At 60.9% G+C, this 26,186-nt stretch carries 25 protein-coding genes; 8 read left to right on the top strand and 17 right to left on the bottom strand.

What is annotated here, in order from left to right:
* Positions 1–55 precede the first annotated feature (55 nt).
* On the bottom strand, positions 56–2,077 hold the full coding sequence (locus DA915_RS03665) for a methyl-accepting chemotaxis protein (protein ID WP_107675182.1): 2,022 nt from the start codon (positions 2,075–2,077) through the stop codon (positions 56–58).
* A 273-nt stretch (positions 2,078–2,350) separates the two neighbouring features.
* Between DA915_RS03665 and DA915_RS03660 the strand changes: the two genes are divergently transcribed.
* Entirely contained in the window at positions 2,351–3,103 is a 753-nt protein-coding gene (locus tag DA915_RS03660; protein WP_107675181.1) for a TlyA family RNA methyltransferase, read from the top strand.
* A complete protein-coding gene (locus DA915_RS03655) occupies positions 3,100–4,350 on the top strand; it encodes a class I SAM-dependent RNA methyltransferase (protein ID WP_107675180.1) in 1,251 nt (416 codons plus the stop codon). Before DA915_RS03660 ends, DA915_RS03655 begins: the two co-directional genes overlap by 4 nt.
* Positions 4,351–4,546: 196 nt before the next feature.
* On the opposite strand, the gene DA915_RS03650 is transcribed toward DA915_RS03655, so the two are convergent.
* The 3 genes from DA915_RS03650 to DA915_RS03640 all read right to left on the bottom strand — a co-directional run bounded on the left by DA915_RS03650 (position 4,547) and on the right by DA915_RS03640 (position 7,507).
* Entirely contained in the window at positions 4,547–4,864 is a 318-nt protein-coding gene (locus DA915_RS03650; protein ID WP_003503086.1) for a hypothetical protein, read from the bottom strand.
* A gap of 89 nt (positions 4,865–4,953) precedes the next feature.
* Positions 4,954–5,712, bottom strand: a complete 759-nt coding sequence (locus DA915_RS03645) for a crotonase/enoyl-CoA hydratase family protein (RefSeq protein WP_107675179.1) — start codon at positions 5,710–5,712, stop codon at positions 4,954–4,956.
* 10 nt (positions 5,713–5,722) lie between these two features.
* Positions 5,723–7,507, bottom strand: coding sequence for an acyl-CoA dehydrogenase (locus tag DA915_RS03640; protein WP_107675178.1), 1,785 nt, complete (start codon positions 7,505–7,507; stop codon positions 5,723–5,725).
* Positions 7,508–7,729: 222 nt separating this feature from the next.
* On the opposite strand from DA915_RS03640, the gene DA915_RS03635 reads away from it, so the two are divergent.
* Complete coding sequence (locus tag DA915_RS03635) at positions 7,730–8,725, top strand: transporter (RefSeq protein ID WP_035212536.1); 996 nt, start codon at positions 7,730–7,732, stop codon at positions 8,723–8,725.
* Positions 8,726–8,783: 58 nt separating this feature from the next.
* On the opposite strand, the gene DA915_RS03630 is transcribed toward DA915_RS03635, so the two are convergent.
* From DA915_RS03630 to DA915_RS03615, 4 genes are all read right to left on the bottom strand, one after another.
* A complete protein-coding gene (locus tag DA915_RS03630; protein ID WP_003503093.1) occupies positions 8,784–9,302 on the bottom strand; it encodes a BA14K family protein in 519 nt (172 codons plus the stop codon).
* A 225-nt stretch (positions 9,303–9,527) separates the two neighbouring features.
* Positions 9,528–9,995: a BA14K family protein gene (locus DA915_RS03625; RefSeq protein WP_003503095.1), complete on the bottom strand. Its 468-nt coding sequence runs from the start codon at positions 9,993–9,995 to the stop codon at positions 9,528–9,530.
* A 185-nt stretch (positions 9,996–10,180) separates the two neighbouring features.
* Complete coding sequence (locus DA915_RS03620; RefSeq protein WP_107675177.1) at positions 10,181–11,263, bottom strand: hybrid-cluster NAD(P)-dependent oxidoreductase; 1,083 nt, start codon at positions 11,261–11,263, stop codon at positions 10,181–10,183.
* Between the two features lie 7 nt (positions 11,264–11,270).
* Positions 11,271–12,515, bottom strand: a complete 1,245-nt coding sequence (locus tag DA915_RS03615) for an aromatic ring-hydroxylating dioxygenase subunit alpha (protein ID WP_003503099.1) — start codon at positions 12,513–12,515, stop codon at positions 11,271–11,273.
* Between the two features lie 332 nt (positions 12,516–12,847).
* On the opposite strand from DA915_RS03615, the gene DA915_RS03610 reads away from it, so the two are divergent.
* The 3 genes from DA915_RS03610 to DA915_RS03600 all read left to right on the top strand — a co-directional run bounded on the left by DA915_RS03610 (position 12,848) and on the right by DA915_RS03600 (position 16,063).
* Complete coding sequence (locus DA915_RS03610) at positions 12,848–13,456, top strand: DUF6656 family protein (protein ID WP_060722977.1); 609 nt, start codon at positions 12,848–12,850, stop codon at positions 13,454–13,456.
* Between the two features lie 145 nt (positions 13,457–13,601).
* Complete coding sequence (locus DA915_RS03605; RefSeq protein ID WP_060723034.1) at positions 13,602–14,579, top strand: L-threonylcarbamoyladenylate synthase; 978 nt, start codon at positions 13,602–13,604, stop codon at positions 14,577–14,579.
* 50 nt (positions 14,580–14,629) lie between these two features.
* Positions 14,630–16,063 (top strand): FAD-binding oxidoreductase, encoded by a 1,434-nt coding sequence (locus DA915_RS03600; RefSeq protein ID WP_192886396.1) that lies wholly within the window; start codon positions 14,630–14,632, stop codon positions 16,061–16,063.
* 10 nt (positions 16,064–16,073) lie between these two features.
* On the opposite strand, the gene DA915_RS03595 is transcribed toward DA915_RS03600, so the two are convergent.
* A complete protein-coding gene (locus tag DA915_RS03595) occupies positions 16,074–16,592 on the bottom strand; it encodes a glycosyl transferase (protein ID WP_003503106.1) in 519 nt (172 codons plus the stop codon).
* Between the two features lie 286 nt (positions 16,593–16,878).
* On the opposite strand from DA915_RS03595, the gene DA915_RS03590 reads away from it, so the two are divergent.
* Together DA915_RS03590 and DA915_RS03585 are read left to right on the top strand one after the other, a co-directional pair.
* A complete protein-coding gene (locus tag DA915_RS03590) occupies positions 16,879–18,036 on the top strand; it encodes a PA0069 family radical SAM protein (RefSeq protein ID WP_192886395.1) in 1,158 nt (385 codons plus the stop codon).
* A 449-nt stretch (positions 18,037–18,485) separates the two neighbouring features.
* The gene (locus DA915_RS03585) at positions 18,486–19,139 is read left to right on the top strand and encodes a ribonuclease HII (protein ID WP_080570173.1); all 654 of its coding nucleotides are present in this window, start codon (positions 18,486–18,488) and stop codon (positions 19,137–19,139) included.
* Between the two features lie 56 nt (positions 19,140–19,195).
* Here the strand turns inward: DA915_RS03585 and chrA are convergent, their stop codons facing one another.
* The 8 genes from chrA to DA915_RS03545 form a co-directional block, all read right to left on the bottom strand.
* Entirely contained in the window at positions 19,196–20,593 is a 1,398-nt protein-coding gene (gene chrA / locus DA915_RS03580; RefSeq protein WP_107675175.1) for a chromate efflux transporter, read from the bottom strand.
* Between the two features lie 4 nt (positions 20,594–20,597).
* The gene (locus DA915_RS03575; RefSeq protein WP_003503114.1) at positions 20,598–21,410 is read right to left on the bottom strand and encodes a sulfurtransferase/chromate resistance protein; all 813 of its coding nucleotides are present in this window, start codon (positions 21,408–21,410) and stop codon (positions 20,598–20,600) included.
* Positions 21,411–21,802: 392 nt separating this feature from the next.
* A complete protein-coding gene (locus tag DA915_RS03570) occupies positions 21,803–22,288 on the bottom strand; it encodes a F0F1 ATP synthase subunit B (RefSeq protein WP_020010562.1) in 486 nt (161 codons plus the stop codon).
* A gap of 1 nt (position 22,289) precedes the next feature.
* The gene (locus DA915_RS03565; protein WP_003503119.1) at positions 22,290–22,931 is read right to left on the bottom strand and encodes a F0F1 ATP synthase subunit B; all 642 of its coding nucleotides are present in this window, start codon (positions 22,929–22,931) and stop codon (positions 22,290–22,292) included.
* An 80-nt stretch (positions 22,932–23,011) separates the two neighbouring features.
* Positions 23,012–23,239, bottom strand: a complete 228-nt coding sequence (locus DA915_RS03560; protein WP_003494147.1) for a F0F1 ATP synthase subunit C — start codon at positions 23,237–23,239, stop codon at positions 23,012–23,014.
* Between the two features lie 72 nt (positions 23,240–23,311).
* A complete protein-coding gene (locus tag DA915_RS03555) occupies positions 23,312–24,061 on the bottom strand; it encodes a F0F1 ATP synthase subunit A (protein WP_003503121.1) in 750 nt (249 codons plus the stop codon).
* 60 nt (positions 24,062–24,121) lie between these two features.
* On the bottom strand, positions 24,122–24,487 hold the full coding sequence (locus DA915_RS03550) for an AtpZ/AtpI family protein (RefSeq protein ID WP_003503122.1): 366 nt from the start codon (positions 24,485–24,487) through the stop codon (positions 24,122–24,124).
* 270 nt (positions 24,488–24,757) lie between these two features.
* Entirely contained in the window at positions 24,758–25,921 is a 1,164-nt protein-coding gene (locus DA915_RS03545) for a cell wall hydrolase (RefSeq protein ID WP_060726062.1), read from the bottom strand.
* Positions 25,922–26,186 lie beyond the last annotated feature (265 nt).

Below are 26,186 nucleotides of genomic sequence, written 5' to 3'. Positions count from 1 at the left end.
TGCAAAAAGGGGGCCTTTCGGCCCCCAATTCATAGGTTCACTCTGAAAGCCAGGCTCAGAACTCCGTCCAGTCCTGATCCTTCGCGGCCGGTGCTTCGGCAGCGCCACCGAAGGCGCGGGCGAGGCTCTGGCCGAGCGCACGGGCCGGCGAAGCGACGGGCCTTGCGGTTGTGGAGGCCGATTTTACCGGAGCCTTGCGAACCGGCGCGGCCGGTGCTGACTGGAAGGCAGGCTTTGCCGAAGACTGGCGCGACGCAGAATAGCCGCCGGCGCTCGCAACGGCAGCGCGCGCGCCACCCATCCTGAACTGGCCGAGCAGGCTGTTCAGCGCTTCCGCTTCGCGGGCCAGCGAATGGCTGGCGGCGGTCTGCTGTTCCACCATGGCGGCATTCTGCTGCGTGCCCTGATCCATGGTGTTCACGGCCGTGTTGATTTCCTGCAGGCCGGTTGCCTGTTCGCGGGAAGCGACGACGATGGCGCTGACATGGGCATTGATCTCTTCGACTTCCGCCACGATGAGTTCCAGCGCCTTGCCGGTTTCATCGACAAGATTGACGCCGTTTTCCACCTGCTGGCTGGAAGCACCGATCAGCGTCTTGATTTCCTTGGCGGCATTGGCGGAACGCTGGGCAAGCTCACGGACTTCCTGCGCAACCACCGCAAAACCCTTGCCGGCATCACCGGCGCGAGCGGCTTCCACGCCGGCGTTCAACGCCAGCAGGTTGGTCTGGAAGGCGATATCGTCGATGACACCGATGATGTTGCCGATTTCGCCCGAGGACTTCTCGATTTCGCGCATGGCGGCAACCGCCCTGCGGACCACGACGCCGGATTTTTCCGCACCGGCGCGGGCGCGCTGGACCAGATTGCCGGCATCTTCCGCACCGCGGGCGCTATCACGCACGGTGGTGGTGACTTCTTCCAGTGCGGCAGCGGTTTCCTCGATGGAGGCAGCCTGCTGCTCGGTGCGGCGCGACAGATCGTCGGCAGCGGAGAGCATTTCCGAAGCGCCGGAATTGATGGCGGCAGCGTTCTCGCCAACGGTTTTGAGCGCCTGCTGCAGCTTGTCGACAGCGCTGTTGAAATTGAGGCGCACCGGATCGATGGCAGGCACAAAAGGCGTTTCAATGCGATAGGAAAGATCGCCATCCGCAAGAGCGGCAAGGCCCTTGCCAAGCTCGGCGCTGGCGAAGGCGCTGGCGGCTTCGTCCCGCGCCTTTTCCTCCTCGTTGCGGCGGCGTTCGGTCTCGGTGGCGGAGCGCATGCGCTCGGTCTCGCCGGCAAGGCGGGATTTTTCCAGCCCGGCTTCCTTGAAGACGAGAACGGCCTTCGCCATCTTGCCGACTTCGTCGCCACGATCCGTGGCAGGCACTTCCGTCGCCAGATCGCCATCGGCGAGACGGCTCATGGCCGCCGTCATGCCGACGATCGGCGTGACGATGGAGCGCGACAGCGCCCAGATGAGGGCAACGGCCAGAAGACCGGCAACCGCGCCGCCGCCCAGAAGCGCATATTTAAGGTTCAATGCCGCTGCCTGCTGTTCCGCCGCGTAAGCGGTGGACAGGCCGTTCAGCTGTTCCTTGATCTTGGCGGCGGAGGTGCGGAAGCCATCGAGCTGGCCCTTCGCCTGATTGCGGCCGATCTCGATGATTTCGGAAATCGGCGCTTCAGTCGTCTTGCGCGCAGCGATCTGCGGTTCCGCCAGTTCCTTGAAGAACACGGTGGCGGATTTCTGCATGTCGTCGATGGATTTCAGGATGTCCGGTCGGCCGACGGCCAGCGTGCGGGCTTCATCGAGCTTCTTCAGCATCAGGTCGCGCTGGGCGAACACATCATTATAGGTGCTGTCGCTGCGGAACAGCAGGAAGCCGCGCTGGTTGACGGCCTGTTCCAGCATGGCGGCCGTCGCGCCATCCACTGCCTGGATGATATCCTTGGTGCGGTTGTTTTCGATCGTGACGCGCTCGCTCCCCAGCGTCTGCCAGAATACGACCGCAGACGCGAGCAGACACACACTCATCAGGGCGCAGAAGGTGGCTATGAGCTTCAGGTTAATGGGGAGATTTTTCAGCGACATCGCAAACTCTCTCGGCGACCTGATGCCTCGAAGCAAGCGTCTGCGCTGCAACGGTCGCAATTTTGTGGATGGGAGGAGACGCCGTCATGGCAGGTTCCGGTGGCCGCACGGGCCTTACGCACAAAGTGCTATACAAGCCTTTATATTGGATTAATCGAACATTCTGACTTTGCGGTGCAACATCGCCATTATGGCCGGCAGCGGGCATTGCCGGCCCGTCTCGGCGATAAATCGCTTGCATCGGCGGAGTTTGGCGGTCATTGACACGGAACCATGTCCAAAACATCTGAAAATGAACGGCTTGACCAGCTTCTTGTGTCGCTCGGCCACTTTGCCAGCCGCTCGCGTGCACGCGACGCGATTGCGCGCGGCACCGTGAGCGTCAACGGCAAGACCGTCACCAAACCGAGCCAGACCGTCGCCGGCAATGCCGAGATCGCTATCAGCGATCCCGCGCAGGCTTACGTCTCCCGCGCGGCCCTCAAGCTGACAGCCGCGCTCGATCATTTCCGGCTCGATCCGAAGGGCCATGACTGTCTTGATATCGGCGCTTCGACTGGCGGTTTTACCGAGGTGCTGCTTCATCGTGGTGCTAAACACGTCACCGCCATCGATGTCGGGCACGGGCAGATGCATCCAAGGATCGAGAACGATCCGCGTGTGACCAATCTGGAAGGGCTGAATGCGCGCTACCTGACGGCAGAGGATATCGATGACCGGGCCATCGGTTTCATCGTCTCAGACGTGTCCTTCATTTCGCTGAAGCTCGCACTTGCCCCGGCACTTGAGCTTGCTGGATCAGGCGCTCTGGCTGTCCTGCTGGTGAAGCCGCAATTCGAGGCGGGCCGCGACGCCATCAGCAAGGCCGGGCTCTTGAAGGAGCCGGAAACCGCGCCTGCCGTGGCGGCCGAACTTGAGCGCTGGCTGACGGAGGACATGGGCTGGAAAAGCCTTGGCCTCATTCCCTCGCCGATTTCCGGCGGTGACGGCAATATCGAATTTCTTCTCGGAGGCGAAAAGCCATGAGTACACAGACCGTCACCATCAAGAGCCTCGGCGCGCAGGGCGACGGCATCGCGCACTGTCCCGACGGCCCGGTCTATGTGCCCTTCGCGCTGCCCGGTGAAACGGTCGCCATCGCCAAGGTCAAGGATCACGGCACCGTCATGTCGATAACGGAAGCCTCTGCGGAGCGCCGTGAACCCGCCTGCCGCCACTTCGGTCCCGATGGCAAGAACGGCACCTGCGGCGGCTGTTCCCTGCAGCACCTTTCCGATCAGCCTTACCATGCCTACAAGCGCGAGCTGGTGGTTTCGGCGCTGAAATCGAAGGGCCTGACGCCTGATGTGGACGATCTCGTCATCTGTCGCCCCGGCGAACGCCGCCGCGCGGTGTTCGCCGCCCGCAAGACGGAAAAGGGCCTGCTGCTCGGCTTCAGCCAGGCAAACAGCCATCACATCGTCGCCATCGAGGAATGTCCCGTCACCTCGCCGGGCATCGTCTCGCGGCTGGACGCCATCCGCGCCATCGGCCTTTCCATGGTGGCGAACGCCGAGCCGTTCCGCATCACCGTTCTCGAAACGCTCTCCGGTCTCGATATTTCGGTCGAGGGCATCAAGTCGGTCAATGACAAGCAGCGGCGCACGCTCACGGAAACAGTGCTGGCCATGCGCGGCATTGCCCGCGTCTCGCTTGCCGGCGAAATCCTGATCGAACCGCAGAAGCCGATCATCGAATTCGGCGGTGTTCCCGTTTCGCCGCCGGCCGGCGGTTTCACGCAGGCGACGAAGCAGGCGGAAGACGCCATGGCCGAGCTGGTGCTTGCCCATATCGGCAAATCCAAACGCATTGCCGATCTCTTTTGCGGTTCCGGCACGTTTGCGCTGAGGCTTGCGCGCGTCGGCAGAGTTCATGCGGTGGAAGCGGAAGACAAGCCGTTGAAGGCACTGGATTTCGCCGCCCGCAACACGCAGGGCCTGAAGCCGGCGAGCGTCGAGAAGCGCGATCTCTTCCGCCGGCCGCTGATGACAAGCGAACTGAAGAATTACGATGCAGTCGTGTTCGATCCGCCGCGCGCCGGTGCGGAATCCCAGTGCAAGGAACTGGCCCGCAGCACGGTGAAGAAGATCGTTGCCGTGAGCTGCAACCCGCTGACGCTTGCGCGCGATCTCGCCATCCTGACCGAGGGCGGCTATCGCATCACCCGCGTCACGCCGGTTGACCAGTTCCTGTGGTCGCCGCATGTGGAAGCGGTGGCGACGCTGGAGAAATAAACAATCGGGCGCAGAGCCGCTCAGCGAAGCTGACGCAACGATTCATATGCCCGCAATCCCAACGGCCCTCATTCCTGTGCTTGTCACAGGAATCCAGCCGACGCGCGTCTGCGCGGCGGAAGGAGTCTTTTCAGCCCAAGGACTTGGGCTGGCTGGATTAGCACAGGAATGAGGGTGGAGAGGAAGCCTGGGAGTCTTACCAGGCCGTATCGACCGTGCCGTTGCCGACCACGCCCGAGCAGCGGCAGGCACCGCCCACACGGCCCCGCTCCAGCGGGCAGATATAGGGCCGGCGGCGGTTGGCGCTGTCCGGCGGGGTGATGACGCAGACGAAACGCGCACGGCGCTGGCGGTCGCGGTTGTTGCCGGAATAGAAGTTCGGGCTATCGTCGTCCGTGGACTGCGCCAGAATGACGTCGTTGGTGGAAGCCGCTGGAGCGCGTGTTATCGCCGCCGCTTCGGCAATCGTCGCGGCGGATAGGAAGACAGTCAGGGCGAAAACGAAGTGACGCATGTGGGTGGCCTTCGGACAATGACGTTGCGTTATCTAACCCAAGCCATATTGCCCGGTTGCTTAACCGCAAGGAATTCCTGCCCGCACACTTAACGACGCATGAATGCCTCGAAGGCGGCTCGCGCTTCCGCACTTTGCAGCTGCGCGATGAAATGGCGGCCTTCCTCTTCGATGCGGGCGAGAATATCGGCCGGGTTGCCGCGAACCAGATCGCGGGCGATCTTCAGCGCCTGCTGTGGTTTGGCGGCAAGGCGGGTGGCAAGCGCCAGCGTTTCGGTTTCGACATGTTCGGGGGCGGCGACTTTCCAGATCATCCCGGCCTGCAATGCCTGCTCGGCGGAAAAACCCTCGCCCATGGCAAGCAGCGCAAAGGCGCGCTGGTGGCCCATAAGCTTCGGCACAAGCAGGCTGGAGGCCGCTTCCGGCACCAGCGCCAGATCCACGAAGGGCGTCTTGAACAGGCTACGGCTGGAAGCGACCGTCAGGTCGCAATGCAGGTTCAGCGTCGTGCCGATGCCGATGGCGAGCCCGTCCACGCCTGATACCATTGGCTTGTCGAAGGCGACGAGCGCTTTCAAAAGTTCCAATGCGGCGAGTTTGCCCTTACCGCCCGACATGGCGAAGGCGAGAAAATCGGCCATGTCGTTACCGGCGGAAAAGCAGCCTTCCGTACCGAGAAACGCAACGACGCGGATGTCCGGATCCGCATTGGCGGCATGCAGGGCCTCGGCCATGCGCAGATACATGGCATCGGTGATGGCGTTTTTCTTGTCCGGCCGGTTGAAGCGGATGGTCAGAACCTCCGGCGCATGACCCACCCGCTCGACGAGAATATGATCGTTCGACATCTGAGCCTCCTCAAGCCAGTACGGTGCGGGCGGCGGCAAGGCTTGCCGCGCCTGATATAACGCGATCCTTCAGCGCCGCCGTTTCCGCCAGCAGGTTTTCCGCTGCGAAGCGGCAAAGTGCGGCGCGATGCCCACCCCTGCCATCATCGACAGAGACCAATGCGCCCTTGGCGAGATAGCCGCCTGTCAGCGCCAGACCGAAGAGGCGCTGATAGGGTGTCGCGCCGGCGAGTGCCGTTTCGGTTTCGCCCGCCTTGATGCGGTCCAGCAGCCAGTCAGTCGCCGTTTCCAGATCGTTGAGGCTGGCTTCAAGATAAGGGGCCGTCTCACCGAGATCATCGCGGTTCGATGCGGCTGTCCGGGCGGCGATCTCGCGCAGTTCGGCGATGAAACCGCGCACCTGCGCGCCCTCGGAGAGCGGAAGTTTGCGCAGCACCAGATCGATGGCCTGAATGCCGTTTGTGCCTTCGTAGATCGGGGCGATGCGGGCATCACGCAGATAACGCGCCGCGCCGGTTTCCTCGATGAAGCCCATGCCGCCATGCACCTGAATGCCCATGGAGGCGACATCCACACCGGCATCGGTGGAGAAGGATTTGGCGATCGGGGTCAGAAGGGCAGCGCGCTCCTGCCAGTGAGCGCGCTGCCGGGCGTCTTCGCTCGCATGCGCCATATCGATGGCATGCGCGCAGCTGAAGGAAATCGCCCGCGACCCTTGAGTCAGCGCCTTCATCGTCAGAAGCGTTCTGGCGATATCAGGATGTTCGATAATCGGGCTCATGCCGGAGCCCTGCCAGCCGGGCGCCTTGCCCTGCGTGCGCTCCCTGGCGTATTCGATCGCCTTCTGGGTCGCCGCTTCGCAGATCGCAACACCCTGCATGCCGACGGCAAGGCGGGCGTTGTTCATCATGGTGAACATGCAGGCGAGACCCTTGTTCTCTTCGCCGACCAGCCAGCCGAGAGCGCCCTTTTCATCTCCGAATTTGCCATCGCCGAAGATCATCGTGCAGGTGGGCGAACCATGAATGCCGAGCTTGTGCTCCAGCGAATGGCAGAAAAGGTCATTGCGGCCACCCGGCGCACCGTTTTCATCAGGCAGGAATTTCGGAACGAGGAACAGCGAGATGCCGCGCGTGCCGGCCGGTGCATCCGGAAGGCGGGCGAGAACGAGGTGGATGATGTTGTCAGCCGCGTCGTGTTCGCCCCAGGTGATGAAAATCTTCTGGCCGAAGATGCGGTAGGTGCCGTCACCATTGCGCTCCGCCCGGGTCTTCAGAACCCCGAGATCCGAACCCGCATGCGGCTCGGTCAGGTTCATGGTGCCGGTCCATTCACCGGAAACGAGTTTCGGCAGATAGATGCGCTTGAGATCATTGCTGCCGTGGGCGACGATGGCTTCCACCGCGCCCATGGTCAGCGTCGGCGCCAGCGCGAAGGCCATGGAGCCGGAATTCCACATTTCGAGTGCAGCGACATTCAGCATATGCGGCAGGTTCTGGCCGCCGAACTCTTCCGGCGCGGTCAGGCTGTTCCAGCCCGCTTCCGTCCAGCGGCGGTAAAGATCGGCCCAACCGTCAGGCGTCGTCACCTTGCCGTCGGCGAGCTTCGCGCCCTGACGGTCGCCAATATCGGCAAGCGGTGCGACCTGTTCGGTGGCGAAACGGCCAGCTTCCTGCAGGATGGCATCCACGAGGTCTTCACCGAGATCGCCAAGCACACCCTTTGAAAGCGCGTCTCCAAGACCCGCTACATGTTTGAGTGTAAAGGCGATATCATCCACCGGCGCGCTATACATGCTGCCTCCTCCCGAAGCTCTGGCATCTTGCTACTGGCTTCGGGCTAAATGATTTTTACGTAAACGTCAATTTGAAAATTCCCGTCATTTCGACGGGATTGTTATAAAACTGTCATATGAATTTGCTCAGCATGCGCTGAAAGTCGCCCGACGACGCCGCTGCTCCCACACCGGAACGACGGGCGCCTCCCTCCTCCCATCCAGCCGGTCAGGACTGCCACGATGGATCTCATAACGCCAGTTATTCCAGGCCTTGTCTGGGCCTATCAATTCCACCCCGGCACAGCCCCGTGCCGCCGGCTTGCACCCGATGCTGGCTTTCACGAAATGGCCGAGTGCGAAGGCTTCTTCTGGCTGCATCTCAATCTCGCCGATCAGCGCGTGGCGGGTTTTCTCGAGACCATCGACGGTCTCGATCCGGCAGCGCGCGCAAGCCTCACCACCCATGAGACACATCCGTCCATCGTGGTCGATGAAAAATCGCTCTATGGCACGCTTGTCGATTTCCAGCGGGAATTCGACAAGGAAACGCGCGATTTCGGCTGGTTGCATTTTGCGGTAAGCGACCGCTTCATCATCACCACCCGCCTGCAGCCGCTGCATTCGGTGGACCGGCTGAAGGCGGCGGTCGACAAGAATTCCAACCGCTATCTCACACCGTCACATGTGTTCGAAGGCCTCGTCGCCGAATTCCAGCGCTCGCTCATCAATCTGGTGATGGAGACGACGGAGGAACTGAACGCCATCGAGGATCTGGTCTATGACAGCGAGACACGCGACGAACGGCGGCGGCTCGCCCCGCTGCGCCGCACGGTGGTTCGCCTGCACCGGCATCTGCGCACCGTGCTGACGCTGATGCGGCGGGCTTCGGCCGCCGATGATGACGAAATGCCTGACGGTTTCGAGGATGTCGCCTCACGCCTCATGGGCCGCCTTGAGGCTGTCGATCATGACGTCTATGCCCTGCAGGAGCGTGCAAGGCTGCTGCATGAAGAAATCGATTCCAAACTCTCGTCCGAAACCAACCGGCACCTTTATATCCTGTCGCTGATGACGGCATTCCTGCTGCCGCCATCGCTCGTGACCGGTTTCTTCGGCATGAATACGGATGAACTGCCGTTTACCGTCGGCACCGGCGGCACGCTGTCGGCCAGCATCTTCATCGTGATTTCGGTTGCACTCGCCTGGTTCGTACTGAAGCGCGCACGAATCCTCTAACGCAAAAAGCCGCCCGGTCGTAACCGGACGGCTCTGTCAATTTCAGCCTGACATTCTATCAGCTGTAGGGCGAATAGCAGGGCTGGCGCGGGCCATGGTAAGGCTGGAACGTGTTGCTATAGGCATCGTAGGACCGATAGCGGCCATAGCACCAGTTCACATGCGCCTGGCTCATACCGCCACGGCGGACCGGACGATATTCGCGATAGACCGGACGCGGACGATATTCGGGAACCGGACGGTAGACTTCACGCGGCTGCGACAGGGCGCCGCCGATGATCGCACCCGTCGCAAAGGCTGCGAGCGGGAACCAGTAACCGTCATGATGACGATAACCCGGGCGGTAATCACGATAGCCGCGATGGCCGCCATACCAGCCTCGACGTCCGCCATCCCAGTCGCGACGATCGCGCCAGTACTGCACATTCACGATATTCTTGCTGGCGTCGTTGCCCACCGTCTCGACACTCTTCGGCGCCATTGGTAGTGGCATCGCTGCTTCTGCCGGAACAATCGCTCCTGCTACCACGATCGCAGAAAGACCGACAGCCAAGATATTCTTCATATAGTCTCTCATCTGACTTCCTCCATTCACGACGGTCGACAGGCCGTTGGACGTGAATAATAACACCTTTTTCTTCTTACTCAGCCAGTTTGTCGGTTCTGGCCGGAACATTACAGGTTGCAGGCTAGGCGTTTTCGCCTGAACCCAGCATTAACGATCCATTCACGCTTCGGTTACCCGGCCCGGCCGCCTGAAAGCAAAAGCCCGGATCAAAATCCGGGCTTTCGAAAACCACTATCAGCGGCTGTAAGGCGATACGCATATGCGGCGCGGACCGCTATTTGGCTGGTAGCTGTTGTCGTAAGCGCGATACGAGCGCCAGCGGTTCTGGCACCATTCGACATGGCTGCCGCCATAGGCCGGGCGCGGCTGCGACATGGCGCCGCCGATGATCGCGCCTGCGGCAAAGGCTGCAAGCGGGAACCAGTAACCGTTGTGATAACGGTAGCCCGGACGGCGATCGCGATAACCGCGGTGACCATTGTAATATCCATCACGCGGCGGGCGCGGGCGATACATGCGGTCGCCGTACCTGCGGTCGCCTCTGCGGTCCCATTCGCGGTACTGCACCGGCACAACATTATTGTCGGCCGTGATCGCCGGCTTCGGCATCGGCACGGGCGCCTGGAACGCCTGCGATGGCGTAAAGCTGGTGAGGAACACGACTATCGCCGTGGCGACACTCGTTGTCCGGAAATTCATCATGATCTTCCTCCGTTTGCTTCAGCGCGTTGGACCACGCCTTTTCACCCACTCGCTCTTGTCGGAGATATGGGACAGCCCCGTTCTACGCCCGAAAAGAATTCGATGACGTGCAAACGAGTTTAGAGAAATTTAGTTCCAAGACAACTATCCGGTGAAAGACGAATGAGATGAAACGCCTGCTCGTGTCAGGCTTCCACCTTCACGTCAGTCAGAGGCCGCGAGCAGCAGGCAAGAATATAGCCTTCCTCGATTTCCTCATCGAGAATGCCGCCATTGTGGTTCATCTCCACCTCACCCGAAAGCTTCAGCACCCGGCAGGTGCCGCAGATGCCGGATTCGCAGGCAGCGCCGATACGGACGCCGGCGGCGCGCGCCGTCATCAGAACCGTCTGGCCGGGCTGGCAGGGCATTTCCTTGCCGGAAAGGGTGAAACCCACCATCGAAAGTGCCTCGCCATCCGCACCGGTGAGGACGTTTTCACCAACGGTGACCGGGGCAGCCGGCGCGAAGCTTTCCTGATGGTAGCGACTCATATCGAAGCCGGATGCGTCGAGCATCGAGCGGACGGCGGCCATGAACGGCTCCGGCCCGCAACAGAAGACGGTGCGCTCCATGAAATCTGGCGCCAGAAGCGCGATCTTGGCCTTGTCGACCATGCCTTTCAGGCCAGACCACAGGTCGGTGCGACCGCATTTCTCGACAATGAAGCCGAGCGACAGGTTCGGCATGAAACGGGCGAGATATTCCAGTTCGTGACGGAAGACGATATCGCCGGGTGTGCGCGAACAATTGACGAAGGCAATGTCGCTCTGCGGCGCGCGGTCACTCATGTCGCGCACCATCGACATCATCGGCGTGACGCCTGAGCCTGCCGAAATGAAGAGATATTTGTCGCCGGGATGCTTGACGTAGGAAAAGTCGCCGAGCGGCCCCAGCGCCCGGATTTTCATGCCGGGCTTCAGATTGTCGAACATCCAGCGCGTGCCGATGCTGTTGGCCTGCGCTTTGACCGTGACCGACAGCGCATAGGGTCGCGACGGGCTGGAGGACAAGGTGTAGGTGCGGTAGAGCGGCTCCGCACCCACGGGCAATTCCAGCGTGACGAACTGGCCCGGCAGATAACGGAACCAGTTCTGGTCCTCCGAGCGGAACAGAAACGTCATGACGTCCGGGGTCTCGGGCGTCACTGAAATGCATTCCAGCAGCTGGAGCTTGTCGCTCCACGGCTTCATCTCGTCTATGTGCTTGTAGGTCACAACCATATTCATCTTCGCATCACGCTACAGCAGAGAGCCGGGCCTTATCGCCGGAGAGCCGGTCGACCATGAAATCGGAATACCAGTTGACGAACTGCATCACGCCGCCCTCGTCCTCCATGGAATAGGGGCCGGGCTCATAGGCGGGCGAGCGAATGCCGAAGGCATTTTCCTCGACGATGCGGCGGTCCTGGTCGTTGGTTTCGTTCCAGACGTGGGTGAGATCTTCGAGATCGTAATCCACGCCTTCGACCGCATCCTTGTGCACCAGCCATTTGGTGGTGACCATGGTTTCCGTGGCGCTGAGCGGCAGCACGCGGAAGGAAATGGTGTGGTCGCCGAGGAAATGATTCCAGGTCGTCGGGTAATGGAACAGGAGCAGCGCGCCGATATGGCTGATGCTGACATCCTCAGAAAGCGGCCGGCGCACGGCGCGCTTGCCAGACATGGTGTAGCTTTCCGCTTCACCAATCAGCGGCATGCGGGCGACGCGGAACTGGCCCTTCGGGTCGATCTTGAAGCGGCTCGGCAGGCCGGCGGCCTCGCAGCGCGCCCAGTGGCCGCCGATTTCGGGGTCGCTGGCACCGCCATCCGTTCCCGTCACGCTCGGGTTTTCGGGATAGGTGCGGCAGAGTTCCGGGTGGTTGGCGGCGCAATGGTAGCACTCGCGGTTGTTTTCCCAGACGAGCTTCCAATTGCCCTTTTCGATGATCGTGCTTTCATGCGCGACCTTCGCTTCCCAGATGCGGTGCGGAGCCATGTAGCTCTCGACTTCCTTGCGCATGGGCTCGAAATCCGCCGGCTGATCGGCAAGGCAGATGAAGACGTAACCAGCGACGGTTTCGCAGGCGACAGGCTTCAGGCCGAAATCGCCCTTGTCGAACTCTTCACCCATGTGACGTGCGAAGAGCAGCTTGCCGTCGAGATCGTAGGTCCACTGGTGGTAAGGACAGACAAGGCGCGCCGACTGGCCCTTCTGCGTGGTGCAGACGCGGGAGCCGCGGTGGCGACAGGAATTGTGGAAGGCGCGGATCTGCCCATCGCGACCGCGAACGATGACGACGGAATAGGCGCCGACCTGAACGGTGAAATAGCTGCCGGACTTCTGCACTTCGCAATCATGGCCGACAAACAGCCAGTCGCGATACCAGATCGTTTCCATATCCAGCTTGAAATAATCCGGGTCCGTGTAGAAGGGCTGTTCCAGGCTGAAGCCTTCGCGGCGGTTTTTCAGCTGGCGCAATACGGTATCACGCAATTCCATGGCCAAATCCTCGATCAAACCGCCCTGCCCGACACCATTTGCGGGGTTGCGGAAGCATGTACTCATCTAAACACCGGCGGTCATTTGCGGCAGCACAAACAGCGACATCGGCTTCCGCATTGGCGACAAATTGCGACATGCGCAATTCGCCGTCGCAGCCCATTCCGCTGGGAAATCCGACAGCTATTCAATGTCGGAAATCACGTCGCAATATGACGCATGATGTCGCGCGCTTTACTCCCCACCCGTTAAAAAACGGGAGGCGCGACGCAACGGAGTATTAACGCGCCCTAAACTATCTTGCCGGATCGACAGCAACGAGGGCGCTTCCGGTGGAGAAGGCGACACGCATACGCTATTTCGATGCGAGCAGGCATTCGGTCACACCGATAAGATCGAAGACCGCGCATTCGGATTTCCTGCGGACAGGGCGCATCAGCCGTTATGAAGAGCGCTGGTTGCCGAGGGAGCGCGTCTATTACAGTCATGATGAAGTGGCTGCGCTGACCGGGCGAAAGCTGGAAGCCGCCGCTGATGCCACCCACAACCGTCTCAACGCCTTTCACCAGTCCATCCGTTTCCCGAAGATGGTTTTTCACCATCTGCTCAATGACAGGCCACATCTCGGCTATTGTCATGTCACGGCGGCGAAAACGAGCTTCGATGCCGAGCGCCATGTGCTCTGGTCCTTCTATTTCGCAAATTTCTTCGCCGAACTGAGCGGGGCCGGAAACTTCTTCGAAAATATCGATGCGCGTTATTCGCGGATGTATTTCGCCGTCGCCATCAACGCGCTTCCGGATCAGGAAATCGCCGTCGACACCTCCATCCATCGCGGCGGCCTGCTGTTCCAGACCCATGATCCGCGCGTGGCGCTGAAAAATGTGCTCATGCTCGGCGCGCGGTCCGAGGAGATGCGCAAGGTCATCAAGGCGATATAGAAGCGATAGAGCGCCCCGGCGCTTTATCTTTATTTGTTTTATGCATGTCGTTATCCCGAAACCGCAGACCACTTTCGGGCGACATGCATTAGCGCTTCCCACTCCGCCCTGAAATACGCTATTGACCGCCCTGAAAGGCAGCATCATGGCGCGTCATATCAATATAGACAACGAGCGGGAAACAGCCCTGCAGGCAGCAGCAACCGAGCTTGCCGCCGGCCAGCCCATCGCCCTGCCCACGGAAACGGTCTACGGCCTTGCCGCCGACGCCACCAACCCGGCGGCGATTACCCGCATTTACGAGACGAAGGGCCGGCCGCAGTTCAACCCTCTGATCTGCCACATGGCCGATATCGCCATGGCCGAACGTTACGCCGTCTTCGATCCCATATCGCTGAAGCTCGCAGAGGCCTTCTGGCCCGGCCCGCTGACACTGGTGCTGCCGCTCAAACAAGAAAGCGACATTCATTCGCTGGCGACAGCCGGGCTCGATACCGTCGGCATTCGTGTGCCCCAGGGTTTTGCCGGTGATCTGATCCGCCGCTTCGGCAGGCCGCTCGCCGCCCCCAGCGCCAATAGTTCCGGCAAGATCAGCCCGACAAGTGCCGCCCATGTGGAGGCGGATCTCGGCCAAAAGATCAATCTCATTCTCGATGGCGGGGCCGCGTCCGTCGGTGTGGAATCCACCATCGTCAAGGTGGAAGAGGACGGCCGGGTGCGGCTGCTTCGTCCCGGCGGCATCGTCACCGAGGACATCGAACGTGTTGCGGGCAAAAGCCTCGAACGTCCGAAAAAAGCTTCCGCCGCCATTGAGGCACCGGGAATGCTGGCCTCGCATTATGCACCGGGTGCTGCCGTGCGTCTCGGCGCCACAACGGTTCTGCCGGGCGAAGCGCTGATCCGCTTCGGCGGCATCGCCATATCAGGCGAAGAGGCCGCGCGCACCGTTCTCGACCTTAGCCCCATCGGCGATCTTGCCGAGGCCGCCGCCAATCTGTTCGATTATCTGAAAGCCGCCGATGCGAGCGGTGCGGACACCATCGCCATCACCGCCATTCCCACCCATGGCCTCGGAGAGGCGATCAACGACCGCCTTTCCCGCGCCGCCGCGCCGCGAGGCTGACGGCACCCCACCCTTTCGCCCATGTTTCAAAAGACAGCGAGATGCCGCCCATGACGACCACCGCCATCCCCTCCTCCGACATCCTTGACCGCTTTGCCGCCATTGTCGGCGAAAAGAACGCGGTGCGTGACCCGGCGGAAATGGCGCCGCGGCTGGTGGAAAATCGCGGCCTTTATCGCGGCGCCTCGCCGTTGCTGCTCAAGCCCGGTTCGGTCGAAGAGGTCTCGGCCATTCTGCAGCTCGCCAGCGAGACCGGCACTGCCATCGTGCCGCAGACCGGCAATACCGGCCTTGTGGGCGGCCAGACGCCGCGTGCCGATGGCGCCGACATCATCCTGTCGCTGGAACGCATGAACCGCATCCGCGATATCGATCCGGTCGCCAATATCATCGTCGCCGATGCCGGCTGCATTCTCGACGACATCCACAAGGCCGCCGACACGGTGGAGCGCATGTTCCCGCTGTCGCTCGGCTCTCAAGGGTCCTGCCGTATCGGCGGCAATCTCGCCACCAATGCCGGCGGCACGGCGGTTCTGGCCTATGGCAATATGCGCCAGCTGTGCCTCGGGCTCGAAGTGGTGCTGCCGACAGGCGAAATCTGGAACGGGCTGCGCCGGCTGAAGAAGGACAACACCGGTTACGATCTGCGTGATCTCTTCATCGGCTCGGAAGGCACGCTTGGCGTCATCACCGGCGCGGTGCTGAAGCTCTTCCCGAAGCCGCTCGGCCACCAAGTGGCCTTTGCGGGGCTGACCTCCACCGAAGATGCGCTGAAGCTGTTTGAAATGGCCTCCAACCTCTGCGGCACGGCGCTGACCGGCTTCGAACTCATGCCGCGAATCGGCGTCGAATTCACCGCCAGACATATTCCCGGCGTGCGCGATCCCCTGGAGCAACCGCACGACTGGTACGCGCTCATCGATATCTCCACCTCCGATTCGGCGGAGACGGCGGATAGCATGATGCAATCGCTGCTGGAGCGCGGTTTTGAGGCCGGGCTGGTTCAGGACGCCGTGATCGCCGCATCGGAGGCGCAGCGACAGGCGCTCTGGCACATGCGCGAGAGCATGTCGGATGCACAGAAGCCCGAAGGCGGGTCGATCAAGCACGATGTTTCCGTTCCGGTTTCAAAAATACCGGAATTCATGGCGACGGCGGAAAAGGCGGTTCTCGCCGCCATCCCGGGCGCGCGTGTCTGTGCCTTCGGCCATCTGGGTGACGGCAATATCCACTACAATATTTCCCAGCCTGTCGGTGCCGACAAGGCCGAATTCCTCGGCCGCTGGCGGGATATGAACGAGATCGTGCATGGCATCGTGCTGTCGCTCGGCGGTTCCATTTCGGCCGAACACGGCATAGGGCAATTGAAGCGCGATGAACTGGCCGCCATTCGCCCCGGCATCGAAATGGAGCTGATGCGACGCATCAAGCATGCTTTCGACCCCGCCGGCATCATGAATCCCGGCAAGGTTCTGGCCGGGTAAGACGCGCCCGTTAAGCCGAAGCCCGCAGCGCCCAGGCGGGCACTATTTCCGCATTCAGCCGGCGCGGTTTCTGCGCGCCGACAAATTGCGTCAGGCTCATGCCCGATTTCGCAATCGACACGGCATGCTTCTTTGGCAGAAGATACCCGTGTTCCAATGGCGGAATACGGCGCAGCACGCGGCTGAAGACATTGCGCCGGTGATAGCGCGAGGGCGAGAAGCGGGCCGGCTGTGCGCAGATCGCCACATATTCCAGAATCTCGTCGATCCAGCCCGCCTGCGGGCGCGCACCAGGCTCGATCAGAAGCAGCCAGCCGCCGCGCGCGGACTTCACGACATCCTCGATGTCCCATTGCCCATAAAAACGGCAACCGGCGGCATCGGCGACGCGCGACGACCCATCGCGCGAACCGTGATCAAGAATCACAACATCACTCACAAGCCCTTCCACGGCCCCGGTGACAAGCGCAGACAGCGTATGCGCAAGCTCCGGTTCGTGATCCCGGCATTCCATTATGACTGTCAACATCTGCATAGCTCTAACGCATCGCACAATAAATTGCCACTGTGCTGATCGCGGTAAAATCCGTGGCTGCTTATGCCGAACGTCACACGGCCTCCGCACGCGGTCAGGCATATCGCGGTCACGCCCCTGTCTGATGCGCGAGCTGAATCTGCAATTTTGTTCTTGTAATGTTCTCATTCCTGATGTAGGAATTTAATCATTCGGAAGGCGATAAAAGCCCGTCCGGACGGAAACGGTTTAGGGCGTTGAGCGTGCCTCGAAAGGCGTGCGACGTCCTGGGAGCATCCAGATGAGAAACCATACGCTTTCGGGGCAGGCTGCCTTCCAGCCGAGCCATATGCCTGACATTGCCAATGCGCTGGCCGATGCATCTGGCCTGCGCATCGAGATCGACCGCCGTCGCGGCCGTGGCGCCGGGCTCAATCCGGACGGACGTTTCGAGACCTTGCAGCACGAGGTTTTCGACGATGGCTGGCAGACGCTCGAGGACATGCCGGAGTTCCGCACCGAGGTGCAGGTGGAGAAGCCACGCAGCATCATCACCCGCAATGAATCGCCCGACATCCCGTTCGACCGCTCCATCAATCCCTATCGCGGCTGCGAACATGGCTGTATCTATTGTTTCGCAAGGCCGACACACAGCTATATGGGACTTTCGGCCGGTCTGGATTTCGAATCGAAGCTCTTCGCCAAGCCGGATGCGGCAAAGCTGCTGGAAAGGGAACTGGCGAAACCGGGCTACAAGCCAAGGGTGATCGCCATTGGCACCAATACTGACCCTTATCAGCCGATTGAGCGCGAATGGCGCATCATGCGGCAGATACTGGAAGTGCTGGCCAAGGCCGATCATCCCGTCGCCATCGTCACCAAATCGGCGCTGATCAAGCGGGATATCGACATTCTGGCGCCCATGGCCAAAAAGGGTCTCGCCAAGGTCGGCATTTCCGTGACGACGCTGGACCGCAAGCTCGCGCGCAACATGGAGCCGCGCGCTGCCACGCCGGAGAAGCGGCTGGACGCGGTGAAGGCGCTGACCGAGGCGGGCATTCCCGTGGCCGTGATGATGGCGCCTGTCATTCCGGCACTCAACGATCATGAAATCGAGCGCATTCTCGAGGCCGGCAAGGCCGCCGGCGCCACTGAAGCGTCTTATGTGCTTTTGCGCCTGCCGCTGGAGGTGAGCCCGCTGTTCCGCGACTGGCTGCTGCGCAACTATCCGGACCGTTACCGCCATGTCATGTCGCTGGTGCGCTCCATGCGTGACGGCAAGGATTATGACGCGGAATTCGGAAAACGCATGAAGGGCGCCGGCCCCTATGCCTGGCAGATCGGCAGGCGTTTCGAGATGGCCACGAAGCGGCTTGGCCTCATCCGCCGCGGCATCCAGCTGCGTGACGATCTCTTCGTGCCGCCGGGCGGTGCAGGCGTGCAATTGTCGCTGCTTTGAGAAGTAAACGCTGAAAGTGACTGAGGTGATGGATGCCCGAACTGAACTCGACGTTATCCTCGGGCTTGACCCGAGGATATAAACCGAGCGCGATAATGGATCCTCGGGTCAAGCCCGAGGATGACGTCGAGCATGAAGGATAACTCGCCAACAATCGGGGGCTCTGTGAGCCTAGATTAAACGGAATTCAAAACGATAGGGAGCAACCTTCTCATCTTGTTGCTCCCCACGAAATGCCCGGCGGGTTTTCCCTGGCCCGCCGGACATCGCCCCCGGAGCCGCCGCCTCGCGTGCGATCGTTTTTCCTCCGCCGCCCCGTTGGAGGATCAAAGGTCATGATGACCTTCGGGGCACGGTGAGCCACGCCCCTTGACCCCGGCTCACCATGCCTGTCATCGCCCGCTTCCGGGGGCTTGCAGGAGATCGGGTGTGTGTGCCAGTTTCGCCGCATGAAACGCACGGCCACACCCGATTCTCCTGCTCTTTTTGATCTTGCCGATGCCGGCCCGGATTTTTCCTTCGAACTGGAAGCGAAAAAGAAGGGCCTCTGGCCCGTCGCCGGCACGGATGAGGCAGGCCGGGGGCCTTTGGCCGGACCGGTGGTTGCGGCAGCCGTCATTCTCGATCCGGACAATATTCCCAAGGGGATGGACGATTCCAAGAAGCTGACCAAGCAGAAGCGGGAAAGCCTGTTCGTACAGATCATGGAAACCTCGATCGTATCCGTCGCCTCCTCCGGCCCCGGCCTGATCGATAGCATGAATATCCTGCGCGCCAGCCTGGACGCCATGCGCCGCGCCGTGCTCGGTCTCGAAATCTCCCCTGCCCTCGTTCTCGCCGACGGCCGCGACCGGCCGCCGGGTATCACCTGCGAAGCCAAGGCCGTCATCAAGGGCGATTCCCGCTCCCTCTCCATCGCCGCAGCCTCGATCATCGCCAAGGTGACGCGCGACCGGATGATGGAACGCGCCGGTGTGGTGCACACATCCTACGGCTTCGAAGGCCATGCCGGCTACGGTACGCCCGCCCACCTGCGCGCCATCGAAAGCCACGGCCCCTGCCCGTTGCACAGGATGAGCTTTCGGCCGCTGAAGCGGGACTGATCGTGAATGAAGGTCCGGCAATCACTTCCGCGATAGGCCAAAGCGGACCCCGGGTTTCAAACTATCGACCGCCAGGCAATCCCAAGCGCTGCAGACAGGGCCAGCGTGACTATCACGGACAGCTTGAGCCGGAAAATGGCGAATGCCGCGAGCAATGTCAGGGCGAGCGACGGCAGCAGGAGTGATGAGAAGACTGGGACATCCAATGCCAGCGGGCCGAGGGCCACGGGTCGGACTTCCTCAAACAGCACGTGAAGTCCAAACCAGACCGCCAGGTTGAGGATCACCCCGACGACGGCCGCAGTGATGGCCGACATCGCCCCGCCAAGCGCCGCGTTACCGCGCATCTTCTCGATGAAGGGCGCGCCAGCGAATATCCAAAGGAAACTCGGCAGGAAGGTTACCCAGGTCGTCAGGATCGCTCCGAGAGTTGCCGCCGCCAGCGGCGACAACGCCCCCGGATCGCGATAGCCCGCGAGAAAGCCGACGAACTGCGTTACCATAATGAGAGGACCGGGCGTCGTCTCGGCCATACCGAGACCATCGAGCATTTCTCCCGGACGAAGCCATCCATAGTTTTCCACCGCAGCCTGAGCGACGTAGGCGAGCACGGCATAGGCGCCGCCGAAGGTGACGACGGCCATCTGGCTAAAGAACAGACCCATCTTCGAAAACACATTGTCCCAACCGAGCACCAGGATCAGCGTCGCGACGGGAATGAGCCAGAGCGCCGCAAGAGTGCCAGAGGTTTTGAGCGACCAGGCAAGGTTGGGCCTGGCGTGAGGAGGAATGTCCTCGCCGAGGATGGAATCCCTGTCTTCGAGTATCTTGCCCGATCCCGACTTGTGTCCGCCGTTTGCCTTGAAGGCGGGAAGCCCTGCCCGCCCCCCGAAGCAGCCGATGATTGCGGCCGCGAGGATGATCAGTGGAAAGGGCACGTGAAGGAAGAAGATCGCGACGAAGGCGGCGGCCGCCATGGCGACCATCACATTGTTTTTCAGCGCCCTGCTGCCGATCCGAAAGACCGCCTGAACGACAACGGCGAGGACCGCGCATTTCAGCCCGAAGAACATGCCCTCGATCGCGGTGACGTCGCCGAAGATAACGTAGATGTAACTGAGCGCCAGAATGGATAGAAATCCCGGCAAGACGAACAGCAGGCCGGCGATCATGCCGCCCCTGGTCTTGTTCAGCAGCCAGCCGATATAGATGGCAAGCTGGTGAGCCTCCGGCCCCGGCAGCAGCATGCAGTAGTTGAGGGCATGCAGGAAACGGTGCTCACCCACCCAGTGCTTCTCGTCAACGACGATGCGGTGCATCACTGCTATCTGGCCTGCTGGGCCGCCGAAGCTGAGCGCTGCCACGCGCGCCCATACCTTCACGGCTTCGGAAAGCGGAACGATGTCGTCTTCGCCCGCATCCAGGCGGACACTGGTCTTTGCAAGGTCGGTCATGGTCTCATGCCTTCCTCGGGTTGGGCCAGTTGTGGGTCTCCTCGGTTGCATCACGGCACCATCTGTAAAACGCATCGTAGAGCGTCATGCCGGCCGCGAGTTGTTCGAGGTCGTCGTTGAACATCCGGGATAAGCCGAGTGAGGCGGCAAGCAGTCCCGGCACTTCGGGGGCGAGTTCGGGTCTGGACGTATCTGCTCCCCGGACGATTGTCGCGAGGCGGAGCATGGGTTCCGTCGCAAGGCCGAATTCCTCGACCATGACGTCGAAGGTGCAAAGCTCGCCACGGTGGCTCCAGTAGACCTCTTCAATGTCGAAGGGCGTGGCGTTGAAGCGATCGGCGACCGCTGATACTTCCGCCGCCGCTACAAACAGGAAGACCGCCGAAGGATCGACGAAGCGCCGGATCAGCCACGGGCAGGCGATGCGGTCGATTTTCGGACGCGAGCGGGTTACCCAGACCGTCCGGCCACGGCTGTCGCGGGGCGGCAGCCTATCGTCGGGGACCAGGGCCGCTTTCGACGCACGCCAGGCTTCGAAGCCGCCTTCGAGAACCTCGGCGGCACTGCCAACCGCACGAAGGTGAGCGGCAACACCGTGACCGAGCTTCTGGCCTTTCTGACAGAGGACGACCAATGGCCCGGTAAGCCCTTCGGCCCAGTCCATCACTTGGCGGTAATCGCGCCGAATCGCTCCCGGTATGAGGCGGGGATCAGCAGCAAAGTCCTCGTCAGTGCGGACGTCGATAATCGTCGGCGCGTTGGGCGTGCCGATAATGCGATTGAGCTTTTCGGGTGTGATTTCAAGAAATGACGGCATCGCGCGTCCCTCCGTTTTCTCGGGTTCAAAGGACGCGATTCTTCGGCCGTGGCCTCATGGGGCGATCGCTACCCCATAGGTAAAAATTCGCACCGGAATTGGAATATGTCAAGCAGGTGACCGGGCGTCCTATCGGACCACACCAGCAAATGGCGCTTCTGTGCCTCGCTATCGAATAAGCCTTCCCGACGATAAGTTGGTTGCGTCAGAAAATGCACAGCATGTCCGCTGTTGGTGCAAAGCGGAAGAGCAATCCGATATCCGCCATTAAGAAGACTTTGGCCAAAGCGGGTCGATCACCCACCTTTGGCGCTATAACTCCAACCAGATTTGACAACAAAAAACCCCTCACAGCTCTCGCCGGAGGGGTTCTTATCAGTCCGAGATAAATCTCAGTTCAGCTTGGACTTCACTTCGCCAATCGTGGCGGTGAAAAGCTTGGCCTTAGTGGCAGCCGTGGTCTTTTCGGCTAGCAGCTTCTCGGAAGCGGCAATGGCGATATCGACTGCGGCGGCGCGGACGGCGCCGATGGCGTCTTCTTCGGCCTGCTTGATCTTCTGTTCCGAAAGAGCCGTACGGCGGGCGACGAATTCTTCCGTCTTCTGCTTGGCTTCTTCGGTGAGCGCTGCGGCTTCACGCTCGGCGGCAGCAACGATGCCGGCGGCTTCAGCTTCGGCTTCCTTGCGCTTGCGCTGATATTCGGCCAGCAGGTGCTGGGCCTCTTCGCGCAGGCGCTTGGCTTCGGCCAGCTCGTCCTGAATGTTCTGCGCGCGCTCGTCCAGAGACTTGGAGAGCATGCCCGGAACCTTGAGATAGGCGATCAGGACGAAAAAGAGAACAAGACCGACGAGAGCGAAAAATGATGCATCAAACGCCATATCAGGCTCCCTTCACAGTCGAAGCGGCTGCAATGGCGGCCTTGACGTCGGTATCCTTGACCTTAGTGCCGACCAGCTGGTCAACGATCGCAGTCGCGGTTTCCTCAGCAATGGCGCCGACATCGGCGAAAGCCTGTTCCTTGATACCAGCGATGCGCTTTTCGGCGGCGGCAAGCTTTTCAGCAAGTCCGGCCTCGATGGCGGCGCGGTCGGCATCGGCCTTCGCTTTAGCGGAGTCACGTGCCGCGGCGCCGATAGAGCTTGCCTTGGCGCGGGCTGCCGCGAGTTCTTTTTCATAGGTTTCGACGGCAGCGTCGGCTTCGCTTTTCAGGCGTGCCGCTTCATCGAGATCCTGTGCGATGCGTCCATGACGGTTTTCGAGAATGCCGCCGACGCGCGGAACGATGACCTTCTGCATGAGCAGGTAGAAAAGGCCGAACGTAATCGCCAGCCAGAGAACCTGCGATGCATAAGTAGACTGGTCGAACGGCGGGAATACGCCGGAAGCACCGTGTTCAGCGCCGTGCGCCACACCGGTTTCCGTGTGCGTGGCTTCCGGTTGCGGCTGGCCGACAGCCGGAGTTTCCGTATGCGTTTCACCTACGGTCGGTGCTGACTGGGCATAAGCCTCGGTCACGAACATGCTCACCTCCAGGGGGACTGCAAATGCGAAGGATCACGGCACGCTATGTTGCGGGCCGTGATCCAGACCTGATGCTGATATTAAACAGCGAACAGGAGAAGGAGAGCAACGAGCAGCGAGAAGATGCCCAGAGCTTCCGTAACGGCAAAGCCGAATACCAGACGGCCGAACTGGCTGTCGGCAGCAGAGGGGTTGCGCAGTGCGCCGGACAGGTAATCACCGAAGATACGGCCGAGTGCGAGGGACGTACCAGCCATGCCGAGGCATGCGAGACCTGCGCCGATGTACTTTGCTGCTTCCGCTTCCATGTGAGACTCCTTGAGATATTGGTTGTTGCGGCTGTTTTTGACGCCCGTTGCCGGGGCCAGCGACTTTACTTCTCAGTGACCACCATGCACGGCGTCGTTCAGGTACATGCAAGTCAGTACCGCGAAGACATAAGCCTGCAGGAAGGCAACGAGAAATTCGAGAGCGGTCATGGCGACCGTCATGATGAGAGGCAGAACTGCGCCACCGATGCCGAGCGCGCCGAGCGCACCCATGGAGGCGACGAAGCCTGCGAAAACCTTGAGCGTGATGTGGCCGGCCAGCATGTTCGCGAAAAGACGAACGGAAAGGCTGATCGGGCGCGACAGGAACGAAATCATTTCAATTGACGCGACAAGCGGCAAAAGCGCCTTCGGCACGCCCGAGGGGGCGAAAATGCCGAAGAAGTGCAGGCCGTGCTTGTAGAAACCGTAAACGATGACCGTGCCGATGACGAGGCAGGCAAGCGCGAAGGTGACGATGATCTGGCTGGTGACCGTGAAGAAATACGGGAACATGCCAAGCAGGTTTGCCGTCAGCACGAACATGAACAGCGAGAACACGAATGGGAAGAACACCATGCCCTTCTTGCCGGCGCCTTCGCGCAGCATGGAGGCGATGAACTCGTAGGACATTTCAGCAACGGACTGCATGCGGGTCGGGATCAGACCGCGGTTCGACGTTGCGAAATAAAGGAAACCGGAAGCGGCAGCCACGGTCGCGACCATAAAGAGCGACGCATTGGTGAAGGAAAAATCGACGCCGCCAATTTCGATCGGAATGATCGGCTGCACCAAGAACTGATGGGTCGGATCGTTTGCCACCGGCTGCCCTCTTTACCTGTCGCCGCCTGTCGCGGCATCTCAACTGCAAGAAAAAACAGCTTAAACGCCGTCTTTTCCACCCTCGTCCTGTCTGTCCGCCTTTTCCAGCAGCGGCGGCTTGGCCACCGCGCCGGTCGAGCGCAACACATTCAATACGCCTGCGCAGAAACCGAGAAGAAGAAGAACGATCATCCCCCACGGCGTCGTGCCGACAAAATAGTCCAGAAGATAACCCAGCATAGCGCCGACCACGATGGCCGAAATGAACTCCGATGAGAGCTTAACCGCCATCGCAAAACCTTTCCGGTTTTCCGCAGCGTTGGTCTCCGCCCTCACTTCCGCCTCATCCTCCGCCTTCACCTTTGCCAGCTCTTCGGCAAGGCGCTTGCGGCGCTCGTCCAGACTATCGTCACGGTTGCCAGTCATCTTAAAATCCCACCCATTTTCTCCGTTCCAGCCATGCCAGAACCCTTTGGAGTTGTAAACGGTGACGGATTAAGCCTGTTCCAGCCCGCTCTGAAGTCGCGCGCAACATAGTTTTAGGGGCTTCTCTAGTCAAGGCACTGCGAGCGGTTGTTTTGGCACAAATTAATCATGCAAAAACAACAGCTTGACATCAAATCGCGGTTTAGCGGCGATGTTTCCCCAGGGAATCGGCATTTTTGACACGCAAAATGCGACAAATCGGCGGTGGTATCAGCTCCAGCCGCCACCATAGGTACGGTAAAAGACGTGCAGGCCGATCCTGCCGACCTTCTTCATGGACTTGCCCCAGGCGGGACGCACATAAACGGCGTGATAATGGGTAGCGGAGCCCACTTCGTTTAACCAGATTTTGCCGGCGGTGGTGGCCATGGCCACTTCGCGCGCCATCTTCCAGTGGCGTTCGGAGTTCACCCGGTCCTTGATATTGTCGCAGGCGAAAGAAAACTGGCAGCGGTTGCGCCAGTCCTTGTTCTGATAAACGACGCCGCAGATGGTTTTCGGATAAGCGGGGTTGCGCACGCGGTTGAGGATGACCTGTGCCACGGCCGCCTGTCCCTTCACCGATTCTCCGCGCGCCTCGAAATAGATGCCTGAAGCCAGGCATTGCTGTTCGGCTGCGGAAAACACGGCGGCCGGCAGCGGGGTGGCTGCCCAGGCGTGATCGTCCTGGCTGATCTGCGGCACGAAACGACCGGCCTCGGGCTTTTTGAGAATGGCGTCGAAGGGCGACTCGCGGGCGAAATCCGGCTCGGCCGGCGCGTAAGCCGTGGCGAGAATATCCGGCGTCCTGTTGGTGATGAGTTCGGCCAGCATCGGCGAGACGCTTTTGTCCGCCTTCTTTTCCTCACGACGGAAATAGAAGGAGGCGAGTTCCACGTCCTTGCCGCGCTTCGGCTTGACGAAAGCCGTGCGGTCCTTGCGCTTCAGCGGCTCGATATCCAGCATGCTGGTGCGCTGCAGGACGGAACCGGCGGTGAAGGCCTTGGGCGGCTGCATGATTTCGGTTGCGACGATGCGGCCCTTCTTGGCGGCGCGGTTGACGCGCTCGCTGTCCGGCGTCGTTGCCTCACCCTTCTTGTTGGTGACAAAGGCGACCTTGCTGCCATTGGGCAGGGTCATGCCGCCGCCATGCAATGCGGCCTCCCCTGCGGCATCATCGAACGTCAGCGAGGCATTATGAACGGAGCCTGCCGGAGATGCCGTCAGCACCATGCGCCATTGCTCCCCGCCCTTGTCCAGCCCAGCCAGAAGCGAGGCCAGATCCGCACGCGCAGCGAGGGATGGAAAAACGAGCCAGGCGGCAAGGCCGAAGACGACGGGCGAGGTCCATTTTGACACCCACCCCTGAAGGGACACGGGGGACCGACGACGCATTACTCTTTTCGAACGCAAAACCAGCACTCCGAACACCGACAACCATATTTGCTACAGGTGTTCGAGAATCTCTTATTAACCTTGATGCTTGGTTAACGCCGGGCACGGACGCGGTTTCACGTTAATGTGTGAACATATTCTAATGCGCGTCGCGCTGCTTTAGATTCCATAGTATCGGACACAGCTTCATGCACGGCATCCCCACCGCCGTCATTCCGGTCTTGAGCCGGCATGACGGAAGGAAGGAGCGCTTTAGACTGCCGAG

It is taken from the genome of Agrobacterium sp. LAD9 (assembly GCF_003031125.1).
GTDB classification, from domain to species: Bacteria; Pseudomonadota; Alphaproteobacteria; order Rhizobiales; family Rhizobiaceae; genus Agrobacterium; species Agrobacterium radiobacter.
This window is presented reverse-complemented; position numbering and strand designations above follow the sequence as displayed.

What these genes read in the sequence shown, in the direction of transcription:
- DA915_RS03665 (WP_107675182.1), bottom strand. Translation starts at nt 2,077, where the DNA reads ATGTCGCTGAAAAATCTCCCCATTAACCTGAAGCTCATAGCCACCTTC.
- DA915_RS03660 (WP_107675181.1), top strand. Translation starts at nt 2,351, where the DNA reads ATGTCCAAAACATCTGAAAATGAACGGCTTGACCAGCTTCTTGTGTCG.
- DA915_RS03655 (WP_107675180.1), top strand. Translation starts at nt 3,100, where the DNA reads ATGAGTACACAGACCGTCACCATCAAGAGCCTCGGCGCGCAGGGCGAC.
- DA915_RS03650 (WP_003503086.1), bottom strand. Translation starts at nt 4,864, where the DNA reads ATGCGTCACTTCGTTTTCGCCCTGACTGTCTTCCTATCCGCCGCGACG.
- DA915_RS03645 (WP_107675179.1), bottom strand. Translation starts at nt 5,712, where the DNA reads ATGTCGAACGATCATATTCTCGTCGAGCGGGTGGGTCATGCGCCGGAG.
- DA915_RS03640 (WP_107675178.1), bottom strand. Translation starts at nt 7,507, where the DNA reads ATGTATAGCGCGCCGGTGGATGATATCGCCTTTACACTCAAACATGTA.
- DA915_RS03635 (WP_035212536.1), top strand. Translation starts at nt 7,730, where the DNA reads ATGGATCTCATAACGCCAGTTATTCCAGGCCTTGTCTGGGCCTATCAA.
- DA915_RS03630 (WP_003503093.1), bottom strand. Translation starts at nt 9,302, where the DNA reads ATGAGAGACTATATGAAGAATATCTTGGCTGTCGGTCTTTCTGCGATC.
- DA915_RS03625 (WP_003503095.1), bottom strand. Translation starts at nt 9,995, where the DNA reads ATGATGAATTTCCGGACAACGAGTGTCGCCACGGCGATAGTCGTGTTC.
- DA915_RS03620 (WP_107675177.1), bottom strand. Translation starts at nt 11,263, where the DNA reads ATGAATATGGTTGTGACCTACAAGCACATAGACGAGATGAAGCCGTGG.
- DA915_RS03615 (WP_003503099.1), bottom strand. Translation starts at nt 12,515, where the DNA reads ATGGAATTGCGTGATACCGTATTGCGCCAGCTGAAAAACCGCCGCGAA.
- DA915_RS03605 (WP_060723034.1), top strand. Translation starts at nt 13,602, where the DNA reads ATGGCGCGTCATATCAATATAGACAACGAGCGGGAAACAGCCCTGCAG.
- DA915_RS03600 (WP_192886396.1), top strand. Translation starts at nt 14,630, where the DNA reads ATGACGACCACCGCCATCCCCTCCTCCGACATCCTTGACCGCTTTGCC.
- DA915_RS03595 (WP_003503106.1), bottom strand. Translation starts at nt 16,592, where the DNA reads ATGTTGACAGTCATAATGGAATGCCGGGATCACGAACCGGAGCTTGCG.
- DA915_RS03590 (WP_192886395.1), top strand. Translation starts at nt 16,879, where the DNA reads ATGAGAAACCATACGCTTTCGGGGCAGGCTGCCTTCCAGCCGAGCCAT.
- DA915_RS03585 (WP_080570173.1), top strand. Translation starts at nt 18,486, where the DNA reads ATGAAACGCACGGCCACACCCGATTCTCCTGCTCTTTTTGATCTTGCC.
- chrA (WP_107675175.1), bottom strand. Translation starts at nt 20,593, where the DNA reads ATGACCGACCTTGCAAAGACCAGTGTCCGCCTGGATGCGGGCGAAGAC.
- DA915_RS03575 (WP_003503114.1), bottom strand. Translation starts at nt 21,410, where the DNA reads ATGCCGTCATTTCTTGAAATCACACCCGAAAAGCTCAATCGCATTATC.
- DA915_RS03570 (WP_020010562.1), bottom strand. Translation starts at nt 22,288, where the DNA reads ATGGCGTTTGATGCATCATTTTTCGCTCTCGTCGGTCTTGTTCTCTTT.
- DA915_RS03565 (WP_003503119.1), bottom strand. Translation starts at nt 22,931, where the DNA reads ATGTTCGTGACCGAGGCTTATGCCCAGTCAGCACCGACCGTAGGTGAA.
- DA915_RS03560 (WP_003494147.1), bottom strand. Translation starts at nt 23,239, where the DNA reads ATGGAAGCGGAAGCAGCAAAGTACATCGGCGCAGGTCTCGCATGCCTC.
- DA915_RS03550 (WP_003503122.1), bottom strand. Translation starts at nt 24,487, where the DNA reads ATGACTGGCAACCGTGACGATAGTCTGGACGAGCGCCGCAAGCGCCTT.
- DA915_RS03545 (WP_060726062.1), bottom strand. Translation starts at nt 25,921, where the DNA reads ATGCGTCGTCGGTCCCCCGTGTCCCTTCAGGGGTGGGTGTCAAAATGG.